Consider the following 15996-nt stretch of genomic DNA (forward strand, 5'->3'; position numbering starts at 1 on the left):
GACTATTCTTCATCTGTTTGCATTTCAACAACAACGTTGCCTATTTTTTTTCCTGTGGATACATATTCGTAAGCTTCGATGATTTGTGAAAAGGGATAAATTCTGTCGATGACCGGATGAAACTCATTGTTTTCGACCAACTTTGTGATATAGGTTAAACTTTCACCGATTTTTGAAGGCATTGGAAAAATGACTTTTTTTCCTCCTGTAAAGGGCGATACGAGTGCCCAGAAAATGTTGGCCCCTCCTTTACCGAGTTCTGTGGAGATATACTTTCCTTTCGGCTTTAAAATCTTCCGGCATTTTTTAAAAGAGCTTTTACCTACCGCATCCAGAACAAGGTCGAATTGAATATTTTGCTTGGTAAAGTCCTCTGTTTGGTAATCTAGAACCTGTTCCGCGCCCAAAGATTTAACAAGATCAATATTTTTTCCTTCAGCTGTGGCAATAACCTTTATTCCCCTGCTTTTTAGAATTTGGATGGCCGCACTTCCGATAGCACCGGTTCCTCCATTGACCATTACCAGATTGCCCTTTTCAAGTTTTATCTTATTCAGGCAATTAATGGCATAGTGGGCACCTTCGCAGCAGGCAGCAGCCTCCGAATGGCTAATCGATGCTGGTTTCTTCTTTACATGCTTGGTACTCTTTAGTATCAAATATTCGGCATGTGAACTGATAATTTCATCATTGAAACCAAAAACTTCGTCTCCTACGCTATATTCTTTAATATCGGCACCCACAGCCTCGATGACTCCCGAAAAGTCAGTTCCTGGTGTTGGTTTCGTGGGTTTAAACAGCCCTGTAAAAAATCGACTGACAAAATAACGTGCGGTTAAAAGTCCCTCATCCGTTCTGTTGACAGTAGCGGCATGAACCCTTACCAAAATTTCAGAGGAGTTTGGAGATGGTTTTTCTCGATTGGTAATTTTCAAAACGTCAGTAGGGCGACCATACTTTTGGTAGACAAGAGCTTGCATCGATTGTTATTTTCCCATAAGACGCCATCAAGTACTATTTGTTACTAAAATATCAAAACTACTAATGGTCACTTTCGAAAAGTAGATGTATTTTAACCTATTAGCTTAATCAACCAAGAATAAAGCATTGGCAAAGAAGAGTTTACCATTTTGCCAAAAACCTCTAAACAGGGGGTTGTCGACCATATAAATAATAGTTCCCTTGCCTTGCTTCTCTGAGCCGAATACCAATGTTTCGCCTATTTTTTTCTGGGCTTCACTTCCTGCAAAACCGGCTATTGGTTTTGAATGTCCAGCATCTAAGAATACTACCGTGCCCTTATCAAGGTATTCGTAAGCATCGCTACCTAGTTTTAAAGAGAAATAATCTTTCTTATACCCGAAAGCCAAAGGGTGGGTGTTGTCTACCGTGGTTTTAAATATAGCCCCGGTAATCTCCTGTTTGATTTGTTCTCGTTGGTTCATCTCGAAAGATGGGGCACTAAAACTGCTATCCTGCTCTATTTTTTTTAATCCTATAGAAAAAGCTTTCTGCTTAGCCAGTGTTTTGAGTGATGCACCCATGGCTACTAATTTTCCACCTTGTTGAACCCAGTTTTTAATTTCGCCCATGACCTCTTTATCAAGAAAACGGTTGTAGTCATCACCATCGGGCAGGATCAGAATGTCATAATCAGATAAATCTATCTGTTTGAAATACTCTGTGTCGATTACAGTAACCGGGTAATTCAATTTCTGTTCAAAGAAATGCCAAATTTCGCCAAACCGTAGGGTAGAGGAGGGCTGGCCAGAGAGTATGGCTATTTTTGAATCTTTGATGAGACCTACAGAGCTAGAGCCAAAATCTTTGCCTCCTTCTACAAAACCGGTCTGGGTCGGGAATAACTCTCTTTGATGTTTAGATGCTGCTTTTGATAGCTTGCCGATGAAATCATCTAAGAATTGGTTGTCTGCCTGTGTAATGATCAATGAGCCTCTCTCATAACTTCTACCGTCTTGGACAAAAGGCTTTTTGGCATAGCGCACACGAATACCTTCCTTAATTAATTCTGAAAGAAATTGCGCATCGTTAAAGCTGTTCCATTTGGTGAGATAAGCATAGGCACCCTCTGCTACCGCGTTATCTTTAATACTGGTTTCTGGCCTAACAGGGTTATAACCAATGGCAGCTTCGCTCGCTACTGCTTCCAGACCGTAGGCGAAGGGCAATGACCACGCCGTAATATCATAGGTGAGCGAATCGGTTAGCTTGGCATTGGGTTCAAAAAGAACTTTGACTAAGGTTCCTTTGTTCTGTGTGACAGGTACCACCAAACTGTGCTGTGATGTTCTTAGATTTCCCGACTTGCCTTGTTCGAAAAGAAAGCCTTTGGCATTATTGGTTGATGCCATGCCGTACTCTATCTCATGTTGATCTAGCAATGCTGTAAGTTCTTTTATTTGGTCTGGGTTGCCGTTCAGTACATAGCTTTTAAACCTGTAGTTCTTACTTTCATGAAATTTTCTGAATTCTTCGTTCAGTTGGGCAGTATTCTCGGTTGCTACCTCTAGTGTAGATAGGCCTGTTGTTAAATGGTGTTCGATTCTGTCCTTCAGCGAAAGGGTGTCCCCGACACTGGTAGTGATTCCTAGCCCTGCACGTCCGCTACCTCCTTGTTCATAGGTCATGCCTATACTGCCATTGTAGGTAGGGTAGGTGTCGCCATAACTCGGATACAAGAGATCAAAAACTTCCTTTGTAAAATAAAACCACCCATTGGCATCGAAATATTTGGCGTGGTTCTTACCAACGGTTACTTGAAACTCGCGTTGAAAATCGGTTATAACTTCGTGAAATGGTTCTGCCGCTGGTGCAAAATAATAAGGGCTGTCTACTTCTTGCTCGTGAAAGTCTACATGAATATGGGGTAGCCATTGATTATAAAACTTGATTCGTTGTTGACTTTCTTTCTGCGTCAACCACGCCCAATCTCTATTCAGGTCGAACATATAGTGGTTGGGGCGACCATTAAGCCAAGGTTCGTGATGCTCTTTGCTGTTCGGGTCTATTTGATTCGGACTGTTCTTGTATTGGTAGTACCAGTTGACATAGCGTTCACGACCATCAGGGTTAACACAGGGGTCGATGATTACTACCGTATTCTTGAGATATTCCTGTTTCTTTGTTAGAAGTTCGTAAACCGTTTGCATAGAGGCTTCGGTACTTACACTCTCATTACCGTGTACGTTATAGCTCATCCATACAATAGCCTTGGTAGGCTTTCCATTACCATTGATGTTTTCTAGATGTTCTTGTCTGATCTGGTCTAATCGGGCCATGTTCTCTTCAGAAGAAATGTAGACCAGCATCAAGGGTCGGTTCTCGTAAGTGGTGCCGTACGCCACGAGTTGTATTCTTTTAGAGTCATTTTCAGCTAAATGTTCATAATAATCCATCACCCTGTGGTGACGGGTAAACTGTGTGCCGAGTTCATATCCCAAAAATGCTGAGGGAGACTGAATATGTTGCGCCCAAATTGTTGGTTGCATCAGAAACAATAGAAGAAAGAAAAGTGACTTTATGGGCATAATTTTCAAATTCAATAAAAAGCTTCCTAATAAGTGGCCATAAGGAAAGCGAGGGAAATCAAATCTAATGAATATTGGTTGATAAAGAATTCTTGTATCTACAATAAGGGCATTATTTCGACTAAACGTATTAACGAATTTTTAGCAAGTCGAAATGTTGAACTGTTTTATATTTACACCTCTATGGATATTGAATGTTTACCTTTTGACCGAACGGGGTATTTTACCGATTTAATTTGTGATTATATTTCTGAAAAAGAGACGATTAGTTCTCTTTTTAATCGATATCCAAGGCTGGAGAACTTTGAAGCTCAAATTCGCGAAAAGGCCACTAATTATCCCGATGCATACAGAGATATTTTATACACCGTTCTTCAAGACCAGTACCGAGGTTTCGAGGTAAGTCAAGAAACGGAAACCCATATCAAAAAACTGAAAGAGCCGATTACCTTTACCGTGGTTACCGGCCATCAGTTGAATCTGTTCACTGGACCTCTCTATTTTTTATATAAGATTGTTTCGACAATCAATTTGACTTTAGAGTTAAAGAAGGCCTACCCGAAGTACAATTATGTGCCTGTATATTGGATGGCTACGGAAGATCATGATTTCGACGAAATCAACTACTTCAATTTTAAGGGCAAGAAAATTCAATGGAATAAAAAGGATGGTCAGGAAGGGGCCGTGGGTCACTTTTCAACGGAAGGCCTAGATGAGGTGTTTGAAACATTCGCTGACCAATTGGGGAATAGTGACAACGCCAATCACTTGAAAACGCTATTTCAAGACGCATATTTGAAGCATGATAACCTTGCAAAAGCCACAAGGTATTTAGCAAATGAACTATTTGCCGAACACGGTCTGGTCATCCTTGATGGAGATGATAAGCGATTGAAAAAATTGCTCATACCCTATGCCCAAAAAGATATTTTCGAAAATCTGAGCTTTCAAAAAGTCTCAGAAACGGTGAAGGGTATTGAGAATCTTGAACCTTCATACGGCATACAGGTGAACCCTCGCGAAATCAATTATTTTTATTTGAAAGAAGGTTTGAGGTCTCGAATCGTATTTCAAGACGACCGTTTTTATGTTCTTGATTCTGAATTGCAATTTACCCGGGAGGAATTAGAGCGAGAGATAAATGAGCACCCCGAAAGGTTTTCGCCCAACGTTATTGCGAGGCCCCTATACCAAGAAGTTATATTACCGAATCTATGTTATATCGGTGGTGGAGGGGAAATTGCCTATTGGTTGCAGTTAAAAGAAATGTTTGCGGCCTTGAAAGTAACCTTTCCTATGTTGCTGTTGCGTAATTCTGTGTTGATTATTACAGAAAAACAAAATGGAAAACTGAAAAAAATGAATCTTTCGGTTCAGGATATCTTTTTAAAGCGAAGCAGCTTTATCAATAAGAAAATAAGGGAAATCTCTAATATAGATATCGACTTTGAGCCGCAAAAAAGATTGCTCGAAGAGCAATTCAAGGCTCTTTATGATTTGGCAGGGCAGACAGACAAGTCTTTTCTAGGTGCCGTAAAAGCACAAGAGGTGAAGCAGAAGAAAGGCCTTGACAATTTGGAAAAGAGGCTTTTAAAGGCGCAGAAGCGAAAGCTTGAGGATCATGTTACCCGAATGACCGAAATACAGAACGAGTTGTTTCCTAATCAATCGTTACAAGAAAGAAATGTTAATTTCTCGGAACTCTATCTCGAATTGGGTAAAGAATTGGTGCCACTTTTAATGAAATCTCTACATCCTCTTCAGTTAGAGTTCAGCATCATTAAAAATTAGGGTACTAAAAATTCACCGTTCCAGTCATTATCTTCTTTTGAGAACCTTATTCTAAGATGGTTCGGCCGTTTTAATTTGAGATATTCAATCTTAAAAGGCTCGATTTCGATCGGGCAGAAATAATTGTTTTCAGTGAGGTATTCTATCTGGCTGGGGTCGCTCACAGTACTTCCGGGAGCTATATGGGTTGTATAGTCTTTTTTGCTGTTCTCGTTTACTTGCTTCCAATATTGTTCCTTTAGTTCGCTATTGGGGATTAAGAATGCCAGTCCCTCCACTTTGATTTGCAATAATTTTTCAGGATGGTAGAACAGTAAACTGACCCTATTATTTTCTTTGATATGAAGCACTTTTTTAGACCGCCTGTCGGTGTAGAAGGTCAATTTTAGGTCAGGGCCCAGATGCCGAAGTACGATTGTTCTCAGCCTTGGCAGTCTTTCGTTGCCAACGGTCGCCAAGGTGGCATATCTAAAAGGGTGTCCTTTTTCGGTAATTCCGAGGGAAAGTTCCTCTTTTGTTTCTGTCCAAAATTGATGTGTCATGGTAGAAAATTTATATAAAATTAGAAAAAGTTTAGAATGGAGGTAGGGTATTTTTTTACTTGGGTGTTATAGATATAAAATGCTATGAAAAAGAATTTTTATTCTTTGAATTAGTTTATGTGTTTAGGTTGGTTTTTTGATTTTGATGTAAAGCCTGGGTGTGGTAGCCCGGGCTTTTTTTTGTCCAAAAATTAACTATCTTCCCCACTCATAAGTATCCCTTTCTTCATTAAAAAAATCGTGACGGGTTCTTCACATCACCAAGGGGAAGCCAACTCTCAAAAATGAGTTTTTCTCTTCGAAACTTTGTTTTTTTAAGCCATTTTTTAAGTTTGTAGGAATTGTTTTAAATTATTAAAATCCAGTATTTTAAAATATTTAATTTAACCTTGTTGTTTAATACAATAGAAAAATGAGTATTACCCATTAATCAATAAACAATATGAAGTCTTAGGAGCAATTCTTTAGGGATTTTGAGATTGAATGGCTTAGCCATGCACCAAAAAAATGACACGAAATTTGTGAAGTTTATTTCGACCTAAATCTCTTTGCCTTTATTTTGAAAAAGCTTGAATGCCTCATAAAGGCACTGTTGAAAAAAGCTATTATAAATATGGGCCAGAAGGCTTTTCGTGAGAACGGAATTTCCTATTTTTGGCCATGCAAAACAACGTACTTATCCTCGATTTTGGTTCTCAGTACACCCAACTCATAGCGCGAAGAGTTAGAGAACTGAATATTTTCTGTGAAATTAAGCCGTATAACAAACCGCCTGAAGATCTTTCGAAGTACAAAGCGGTAATACTTTCAGGTTCTCCTTTTTCCGTTAGGGCCGACGATGCGCCGCATCCTGACCTATCAGAAATAAGGGGCAAGAAGCCATTATTGGCCGTATGTTATGGCGCCCAGTATTTGGCACATTTTGGTGGGGGCAATGTGGCACCTTCCAATACTAGGGAATATGGTCGGGCCAATTTATCATATCTCAAACCTGATGAATTGTTTTTTGAGTCGATTTCTGAAGGTAGCCAAGTGTGGATGAGCCATAGTGATACCATTCAAAAGCTACCTGATGGGGCCCAAGTTTTGGCCAGTACACATGATGTAGAAAATGCAGCCTATAAGATTGAAAATGAGATTACTTACGCGATTCAATTTCATCCAGAGGTTTATCATTCAAAAGATGGTAAACAGTTGTTGGAAAACTTCTTGGTAAAGATAGCCGGTCTTGAACAGACTTGGACGCCGGATGCCTTTGTTGATATTACCGTAGCCGAATTGAAGAAAAAGATTGGTTCCGAAAAGGTGATACTCGGTTTATCGGGTGGGGTAGATTCAACCGTGGCTGCCGTTTTATTGCACAAGGCAATTGGCAAGAACCTACATTGTATTTTCGTGAACAACGGTTTGTTACGCAAGAACGAGTTCAGTGAAGTGCTCGAGCAATATGAAGATATGGGGCTAAATGTAAAAGGAGTTGACGCTTCGGCACGCTTCTTGGATGCCCTTAAAGGTGAAAGTGACCCAGAAAAGAAGCGAAAGATTATTGGAAGGGTATTTATAGAGGTGTTCGATGATGAGGCACACTTGGTCGAAGATGCTAAATGGTTGGCTCAGGGTACCATTTATCCTGATGTAATCGAATCGGTCTCGGCCACCGGCGGACCTTCTGCGACTATCAAGAGCCATCATAACGTAGGGGGTTTGCCCGACTTTATGAAGCTGAAGGTTGTAGAACCTTTGAAAATGTTGTTCAAAGATGAGGTGCGCAGGGTAGGTAGAAGTATGGCCATTGGCGATGAAAGGTTAGGTAGGCACCCATTTCCGGGTCCAGGTTTGGCCATTCGCATTTTGGGCGATATAACCGCTGAAAAAGTCGCCATTTTACAGGAAGTTGATTACATTTTCATTAAAGGTTTGCGTGATTGGGGCCTTTATGATCAGGTTTGGCAGGCCGGAGCTATGCTTTTGCCCGTAAATAGTGTGGGCGTAATGGGTGATGAGCGTACCTATGAAAAATGTGTAGCTTTGAGGGCAGTCGAAAGTACCGATGGTATGACGGCTGATTGGGTCAACCTGCCCTACGAGTTTTTGCAAAAGACGTCAAACGATATTATAAATAAGGTGCCGGGTGTGAATCGGGTAGTGTACGACATTAGCTCAAAACCACCGGCAACCATAGAATGGGAATAAAATGAACCGATTTTTGAAAAAATTAGCACTGCTACTTTTCTTTTCAGTGTCGTTAACCGGGTGTAAGGCCCAGAAGTTTACGACCCACTCCGTACAAAAAGGGGAAACGTTGGAAAGTGTTGCTAAAAAATACAATGTTACCCAATACTCGATACTGCAACTGAATAAAGAGATCAAGCAGAATGATGCCCTACGGCCGAACACGATACTCGTTATTCCTAAAGGTGGGGCTACTACCTCTGCACCGACAACAACAGAAGGAAATGCGTCACGCGCAACCCAAGAAGAACCCATAAGTTTCACTTCACACAAGGTGCGGAAACGGGAAACCTTGTACGGAATAGCACGACGTTTCAACATCACTGAAGATGATATTAAAAAATATAATCCTGAGCTTTATTCCAGTCAGTTAGACAAGAGAATGACCCTTAAAATTCCTCAGTATAGAAGAACTGGTGGACAAGAAGGGATGAGCGAAGATGATTTTGAAACGTATACCGTTGCACCAAAAGAGACTCGTTGGAGCATCGCACACAAATACGGTATCACCATCGATAGTATGTTGGCGCTGAACCCTGATTTGTCTAAAGCGAACAACTATTTGGCTACAGGGCAAGAATTGAAGATGCCCAAGCTGCCCGGAAGCACGGTAGAGAATCAAGAGACACAATTGTATTTGTCTTATACGGTACCGCCAAAGATGAACTTTTTTCAGCTCAAACAGCGTTTTGGTGTTGAACCTGATGAAATAGTACGCCTAAACCCTGAAATAACCGAACGTGGGGGCTTGAAAGAGGGAATGGTCATTAGAATACCTCAAAAGAACCTAGACCCGGGCGAGGTCAATACCGAGAATTATAACTTTTATGAGGTAAAACCAAAACAGACCGAATTCTCGCTTACCCGTAAATTTGGTATTTCGTACAAAGACCTTTTAGAGCTCAATCCTGATTTGCAGAACGGACTGAAGGCCGGTATGGTCTTAAAAATTCCGAAAGAGCAGAAAGGTGATTTCGAAGTTCGCAATTCGTTGGTGCTAGATAAAATTAATCTTTTAGACAGTATCGATACGGCCAATAGACCCAAATTGTTGTTTCTTTTGCCATTTAGGTTGGATCGTCTTGACCTGTCCGATAGGGCCGAAGTGGCCAATACCATTGACAAAAGAAATAGTCTTAAGTATAGTCTCGGATTGTATTCAGGTGCTTTGGTGGCATTGGATTCAATTGCAGAGCTTGGGGTGTCGGTAGATGTCAAGACCTTTGACAACCAATTGAAGTTGGCTAGAACCAAAGAAATCCTTCAAAGGGAAAATATAGGTTCTTTAAGCGCTATCATTGGTCCGTTAGATTTGGCTTCCTTAAAAGAAACCGCTGTGAGGGCCAGTAGTAATCAAGTACCGGTGGTCGCTCCCATACCGGCAGAAAGCGATTTAAGTCTTTCAAATGTCTTTTATAGCTATACCTCTCCTGAGGTGCTTAGAGGTCGTATGTTGGATTATATGACCGAGAAGTACGAAAATCAGAACATAATCATCATTGCTGATTCTGCCAGTGCCAAGGTTAAGGACCAGATCTTGACAAAATTTCCTAGCGCGAAAATTACCAAGGTACTTGAAGAGGAAAAGAATATCGGAATCAACATCGAAAGCTTACGTCAGCTTTTGTCCGATGAAACGGATAACTGGGTGTTTTTAGAGACCGAGAATTTTAAGCTGGTGTCAAGTGTAACCTCCATTTTGAATTCTTTTCAAAATTCACTTCTTGATCCGAAAGACACTAAGAGAGATAGGGTAAACCTTACCATGTTTACGACCAACAAGAATTCGGCGTTTGAGAATGACGTGATTTCCAACACACATTTATCGAACATAAAATTCACCTACCCTTCAGTGTATAAGTCACCTGATAATAATTCGTTTTCAAAACGCTACGAAAAGAAATTCGGTAGTTTGCCAGATAGATATGCACAAAGGGGGTTTGATCTAACTTTTGACCTTTTACTGAAGTTGGCCTTTAAAAACAACTTGATGGAAGCGTCTAAGTTCGTTGGTGAGACTTCTTATTCAGGCAATAAGTTCAATTATGAAAGAGACGCTGCTTCTGGGTATTACAACCAGTCATCGTACATCATGACCATTGAAGATTTGAGTATTAAAGAGGCGGAATAATACCCATCGGGTCCAAAATTGGCAGTAATTATGACATCAAAGATTACTTATACAGGAGAGCTAAGAACTACATGTGAACATGTGAAATCAGGTAATACCTTCATTACCGACGCTCCAGTCGATAATAATGGGTTAGGGCAAGCTTTCTCGCCAACCGATACGGTCGCTACAGGGTTTGGCAGCTGTATGATTACGGTAATGGGTATAAAGGCGAAAGGTCTCGGGGTCGATTTAAAAGATTCGGTAGTAGAGATTACCAAACACATGGCCGCTGACCCAAGAAGAATTTCCAAAATTGAGGCAAAGCTCATTTTACCTTCCGATGTTTCCGAAAAGAACAGAAAGATTTTAGAGCATACGGCCAACACATGTCCAGTTCATTATAGTTTGCATCCTGATATTGAAAGGGTGGTTACTTATCACTGGGAACTTTAGTTTTCGGTTTGATTTTTGTGGATGCTTTTAATGACCGCCTAATTTTTATCTGAGGTGAGATTGATGATTGGGTTATGCGCATAAGTTTTTTTTTCATTGCTTTTTTAGTTCTTGCTTGTGGCAATTCTTTTGCACAGGAAGAAATAATCCCGTGGAGTGCTGACAGAAAGTTGAAATGGTCTGATTTTAGGGGCACGTACCTAAAAACGGAATGGGCGGTAGCAACAACGGCAAGCAGTATCAGTTACCGGTTTTCAACCCAAGAAAAGGAAGGTCAGTGGTATGTGAATTTTGAGGTGGGTTGCGAGTTTTATCCCGATAAATCATGGTATAAACCTGATCAAGTCGATTCAGTAGTGTTGAGCCATGAGCAATTGCATTTCGATATCTCAGAATTATATGCCAGAAAACTGCGCAAACGGTTATCTGAAACCCAGTTCACATCCAACATTAAAGAAGAGGTAAAGACTATTTATCAAAAATTGTTGAAGGAATTGTACGTCTTTCAAAATAAGTATGACCGTGAGACCAATTTTTCTAGGGACGGTAAACAGCAATTGATTTGGAATGATATGATTGCGAAGGCCCTGAAAGAAGAAGGGCAACCTTCTCAATAACTTAAGAAAATTGCCCTCAATTTTTAGGTAAGACCGGCAATTAAAACCTGAAAGTAGCTCCTAACGTCAGATAGGCCGCACCGTAGCCCACTTCGGCAAAACCTGCAACAGTATCATTGAAATACCATCGGCCCCCAACATAGGCACCAGCACCTGGGCGACTATCAAAATCTCTAAAGCTATCTCCATCTCCATTGTAAATACGGTAAGAAACCATAGCCCCACCATACACATCTAAATTGTCGATATCAAAGCCCGTATAGTGGTAAGCGCCCCTAAAACCGATAGTAGTGTACGACCAACTGTAATCATAAACTACTTCGTCATAACTGAACCTCTTGTAACCCAAGTAGCCACCAAGACTAATGACACCCGGTCCGGGCATCTCCCAAATACCTCTTTCGTAACTGACGCTAAATACGGGGCTTTGGGTAGAAGTGTCATACCCGTAGTAATAGCCCCCAAGGCCAACACCTACGTTTATGGCATTTGTTCCTACTTGAAATTCTTGGGCTTTGACGACCGATGCCATACCCAAGATGAAGGAAAAGAGTAAAATTGCTTTTTTCATTTTCTTAAAATGTTTAATAATTGATGTAATTAAGATGGTATAAAGATATGTTCATTATTTTACTGGAAGGAATCATATGCCATAGTTTTTATGTCATTCTTCTGCCCAAGAGATACTACCATCGAGGATTAGAACTTTCTGTGTTTCGGTATTCGCTACGGTTGTACTATCGAACACCATGGTTTTATTCTCAAAATCGATGTCATATTTTTCACCACAATCGATAAAGGTGCCCGATGGTACAGAACATGCAAATCTGTATTCTTTACCGTCAATAAAAATAATCATTGAAATATCCTTTAAAGCACCATCATTTGAAACGGTATCAAGGTCGTCACCCCCTATCAAAATAAATCCGTTATTTAGATTGGAGGGTTCCGGACCTTCTTCTGTAATAGGGGTATTTTCGTCTGTTAGAATGACGGATTTGATAGTACCCGTCAAATCTTCACGCCCTACATCGATATGACCAACAGTCAAGCTAGTGCCAACCTCTGAAGTCTCTTCCCCGGATAATTGAATAACTCCAAGTGCTGCACCGTCATAGTTATCATCGTTTTCTTGCTCTTCCGATTCTGTATTCTCACCTTCATTTTCACCTTCTCCAGAATTTTCATCGGTTTCCTCTTTTTCTTCCTCTTCTTCTTCTTCTTCTTCTTCTTCTTCAGAAATATCAGGTGTTTGTTCGGTGGGCTCTGGTTGTGGTTCTTCACCAGAGGTGGAATCACTATCGCAAGAGAAAATCAAACAAAGCAATGTTAATAAAAGTATTTTATAGATCTGGTTCATCAAATTGGGATTAAAATTGAACAATCAAGTTGATCTAATCATCATCACTACAATTGGCCCGTATGAATTCTAGATCTGCAATGTTTTCTTCCGTTAGAAATTCTCTACATTTTTTTAAAAGTTGATCGATATCTTTTTTGGTTTCTTCACAACTTTTGTCTCCTCGGTCATATTCCTCGTCCAATTCGATTAAAAGTTCGGCGCAGTCAATCGCATCAAAAGAATCTTTAAGGTCTTTGGCTTGCTCACAACTATAGTTGAAGAATGTATAAATGATGGCTAATCCGGTTATTAAGTGTTTTTTCATGCTGGTTGGTTTTAATTGTTTTGGTATTTAAGAGAAATATTGGTGAACTTTCCGTCAGTTATTTGGTAGTTATTATTGCTGTCTTCATCCGTACCGGTAAAACTGAACTCGCCCGATATGAGTTGGGTTTCAAAGTCAAAGGCAGTGATGTGCACCTCTATTTCTTGGGTGTCATCCAAAGCGATAGCTACTTCTGCATCATCCTCATTTTCTGAATTGGCATCTTCGATGTAAACGCCCCAGGCACCCTCGGCAGTTAGGTCGGTAATGGTTGAGTTCCATGATTTGCCTGCTTTTAGCTTATCAAAATCATCCCCAATCAAATAGATGTATATATATTTGGCATCGGCAAAACCTCCTGAAATATCAAAACCTCCAATGGCGAGATAGTAAAGCTGGTCTTGTCGGTCGAGTGAACCGAACCGGAAACCTTCCATTTCAGGGGTGTGAAAATCATTGCCATTTACTTTAGCGGTAATGACCCCCAAGTTTTCAGAATTAGAGTCGTTATCATCTGATGAATCATCGTTATCGGAATCATCATCTTGCAAATTTTCATCTTCATCTGAGGTGATTACTTCTTCACCAAATACCTCTTCGAGATGTTCTTCTACCTCGCTTTTCGAACAAGAGAGAATTAATAGTACTAGAAATACCCAAGTGAATTTTCCGGTAAAGCCGCTGAGAATGTGGTTGATCATAAGTCAGTGTGGTTGTTGGTGGGTTTGAAAGTACTTCTTAATTGGCGCTCTCACCACGCATATTTAGTGATTGGTAGGTATGGGCTGATAAGCGTTCTAAAATCTATATAACCGTAAAAACCAAGTTGGTCCTGTTGTAGTTCGCACTTAATGGTACCTAATTTGTAATTATCTCATACGAAATGAGGTCTACTGTTTAGGATATGACTAAATTTAAGCCCCCCGATTGAACAGATACATTCGTTTGCGTATGAAATTGAATTGGGTCTCCCTGTTTATATTCTTTTCTTTATCGGCATATTCCCAACAAAGGCAGATTGATTCTATCGAACAAGAGCTAACGCATCACGTAGCACATGACTCTCTCCGTTTAAACCTACTCTCAGAACTATCTTATTTATACTATTCAATTGATCCTGAAAAGGGAATCAAGTCGGCGGACGAGGCGATCGAGCTGGCCCGAACCTTGGTAGATTCCAATAAAATTGCCATTGCCTATGCCTATAAAGGCCATAATTATAGTGCTTTGGGCAAAGACTCTGCCGCCCTAAAAATGTATGACGCCGCTTCTGATATCAGAAGGTTGACCCATGATAAGGTCGGTATGGCCCGATTGATCTATAACAAGGGGTTGGTGTATTTTAACCAGTCCGATTACTTAAGGGCCAATGATGCCAACAAAGAGGCCTATGAAGTTTTTAAGGTCGAGAAGGATAGTTTTTTAATGGCCAAAATGCTCAACAGTATGGGCATCAACTATATGTACCTTTCACAATACCCACAATCCTTAAAGGCGTATATGGATGCGAAGGTCATTTACGAAGATTTGAGCCTGCAAGACAATTTAGAATACGCTAACATACATGCCAATATCGGGCTGTTGTACGCTCATCTTAATAAACCGGAACTCTCCCATCAGTTTCAAAAATTGGCTTTACAGCATTTCAAGAAGCTTGGTTTTAAAGAGGGGGAGGCCAATTCTTTGACCAATTTGGGGCGCTTGTCCACTGAAAAGGGAAATACCGAAGTGGCCATTGACCTATACCATCAGGCCTACGACATCATGAAGCTCATACACAACGAGCGGGGTATGGCCAGTGCCTTGACGAATATCGGTATTGCCCACGTAGAAGAGGGACGGTACCAGGCCGCCATTCCTTTTTTTAAGCAAACCCAGGTAATTTATGAGAATCTGTCCAATGCTAATAACCTCGCCATAGTTCATGATAATTTGGGGGAATGTTACCTGAATCTCTTTGAACAATCCGATAAGATGGCAGACCTCGATGCCTCACTGCTTCATTATCGGAAATCGCTCGACAATGCCAAAACGGCCAATAGCGTTCGATTGCAGTACGTGGCCAATGAAGGTATCGCAGAGGCTCTCAGCAAAAAAGGTGATTATAAAAATGCCTTTGACTACAAATCCAGTTCGGTGGTATTGCGTGATAGTTTTTTATCTACCGATAAGCGGGAAGAAATAGCAAAATTAGAGGCCAAATATGAGTACGAGGGCGAAAAGGCGCTATTGAAGGCAGATTTTGATAAAAAGCAGGCCATTGTAAAAGCCGATTTAGATAAACAGCAATTTATCAGTCTCATGATTCTTTTAGGGGCGCTCTTTTTCTTATTGGCCACGGGGGTCGGTTTTGTTCTGTACAAAAAAAGGAGGGATGCACTAGCGGCCAAAAAAGTGGCCGATTTTAAGGCCGAGGTGGCAGAAACCGAACTTAAGGCGTTGCGTTCACAGATGAATCCGCATTTTATTTTCAACTCGTTAAATTCGATAAGGGATTATATGCATAAGAACGATATGAAGGCGGCCGAGGGCTATTTGATGAAGTTCGCCAAACTGACCCGATCCATTCTAGAAAATTCTGAGAAGAACTGGATTACGCTCGAAGAAGATCTTGAGTTGATGAAAATATACATTGAGATAGAATCGATGCGCCTCAGAAGTCCGATAGCATCAAAAATAGAAATTGATGGGGATGTCGACCCCGAAAATACATTGGTGCCGCCTATGATTTTACAGCCCTTTATCGAAAACAGTATTTGGCATGGGGTTTCCCAAAAGGAAGGTATGGGTGAGCTGGTCATAAAAGTGCGTACGGATGGGGAGTTTCTGATTTGTGAGGTCGATGACAATGGTATAGGCAGACAAAAATCAATAGAGATGAAAACGACCAAGAAATCGATGGGACTTAAGATTACCCAAAGCAGGCTGGAAATTCTTAATAGGTTGAAGGATAAGAAGGGGAGTTTTCAAGTTCATGATAAAGAGGTAGGCACTTCGGTCGAAGTAAAACTGCCCTTAGAATTACAATTTTAA

Annotated in this window: 13 protein-coding genes; 6 read left to right on the forward strand and 7 right to left on the reverse strand. The window is 40.6% G+C overall.

The annotated features are described in order from the left end of the window. Positions 1-2: 2 nt before the first annotated feature. Complete coding sequence (locus tag D1013_RS06765) at positions 3-980, reverse strand: NAD(P)-dependent alcohol dehydrogenase (RefSeq protein WP_121848139.1); 978 nt, start codon at positions 978-980, stop codon at positions 3-5. A gap of 105 nt (positions 981-1085) precedes the next feature. Continuing rightward, entirely contained in the window at positions 1086-3509 is a 2424-nt protein-coding gene (locus tag D1013_RS06770) for a M14 family metallopeptidase (RefSeq protein WP_225621500.1), read from the reverse strand. 222 nt (positions 3510-3731) lie between these two features. On the opposite strand from D1013_RS06770, the gene bshC reads away from it, so the two are divergent. Next, entirely contained in the window at positions 3732-5339 is a 1608-nt protein-coding gene (gene bshC, locus D1013_RS06775) for a bacillithiol biosynthesis cysteine-adding enzyme BshC (RefSeq protein ID WP_121850639.1), read from the forward strand. Here bshC and D1013_RS06780 read toward each other — a convergent pair. Continuing rightward, the gene (locus D1013_RS06780) at positions 5336-5881 is read right to left on the reverse strand and encodes a pyridoxamine 5'-phosphate oxidase family protein (protein WP_121848141.1); all 546 of its coding nucleotides are present in this window, start codon (positions 5879-5881) and stop codon (positions 5336-5338) included. The two genes, bshC and D1013_RS06780, sit on opposite strands and share 4 nt — an antisense overlap. A gap of 660 nt (positions 5882-6541) precedes the next feature. On the opposite strand from D1013_RS06780, the gene guaA reads away from it, so the two are divergent. From guaA to D1013_RS06800, 4 genes are all read left to right on the forward strand, one after another. Then, entirely contained in the window at positions 6542-8074 is a 1533-nt protein-coding gene (gene guaA, locus D1013_RS06785) for a glutamine-hydrolyzing GMP synthase (RefSeq protein ID WP_121848142.1), read from the forward strand. A 13-nt stretch (positions 8075-8087) separates the two neighbouring features. Further along, positions 8088-10244, forward strand: a complete 2157-nt coding sequence (locus D1013_RS06790; RefSeq protein WP_225621501.1) for a PBP1 and LysM peptidoglycan-binding domain-containing protein — start codon at positions 8088-8090, stop codon at positions 10242-10244. 30 nt (positions 10245-10274) lie between these two features. Further along, on the forward strand, positions 10275-10679 hold the full coding sequence (locus D1013_RS06795) for an OsmC family protein (protein ID WP_121848144.1): 405 nt from the start codon (positions 10275-10277) through the stop codon (positions 10677-10679). A 74-nt stretch (positions 10680-10753) separates the two neighbouring features. Further along, positions 10754-11296, forward strand: coding sequence for a DUF922 domain-containing protein (locus D1013_RS06800; protein ID WP_121848145.1), 543 nt, complete (start codon positions 10754-10756; stop codon positions 11294-11296). A gap of 40 nt (positions 11297-11336) precedes the next feature. On the opposite strand, the gene D1013_RS06805 is transcribed toward D1013_RS06800, so the two are convergent. The 4 genes from D1013_RS06805 to D1013_RS06820 all read right to left on the reverse strand — a co-directional run bounded on the left by D1013_RS06805 (position 11337) and on the right by D1013_RS06820 (position 13664). Next, complete coding sequence (locus D1013_RS06805) at positions 11337-11867, reverse strand: hypothetical protein (RefSeq protein ID WP_121848146.1); 531 nt, start codon at positions 11865-11867, stop codon at positions 11337-11339. A gap of 93 nt (positions 11868-11960) precedes the next feature. Further along, the gene (locus D1013_RS06810) at positions 11961-12656 is read right to left on the reverse strand and encodes a hypothetical protein (protein WP_121848147.1); all 696 of its coding nucleotides are present in this window, start codon (positions 12654-12656) and stop codon (positions 11961-11963) included. 34 nt (positions 12657-12690) lie between these two features. After that, complete coding sequence (locus D1013_RS06815; RefSeq protein WP_121848148.1) at positions 12691-12963, reverse strand: hypothetical protein; 273 nt, start codon at positions 12961-12963, stop codon at positions 12691-12693. An 11-nt stretch (positions 12964-12974) separates the two neighbouring features. Continuing rightward, positions 12975-13664: a hypothetical protein gene (locus tag D1013_RS06820; RefSeq protein ID WP_121848149.1), complete on the reverse strand. Its 690-nt coding sequence runs from the start codon at positions 13662-13664 to the stop codon at positions 12975-12977. Positions 13665-13890: 226 nt separating this feature from the next. Between D1013_RS06820 and D1013_RS06825 the strand changes: the two genes are divergently transcribed. Continuing rightward, positions 13891-15996: a tetratricopeptide repeat-containing sensor histidine kinase gene (locus tag D1013_RS06825; protein ID WP_162987824.1), complete on the forward strand. Its 2106-nt coding sequence runs from the start codon at positions 13891-13893 to the stop codon at positions 15994-15996.

Origin of the sequence: Euzebyella marina, from assembly GCF_003687485.1 — a bacterium.
GTDB classification, from domain to species: Bacteria; Bacteroidota; Bacteroidia; order Flavobacteriales; family Flavobacteriaceae; genus Euzebyella; species Euzebyella marina.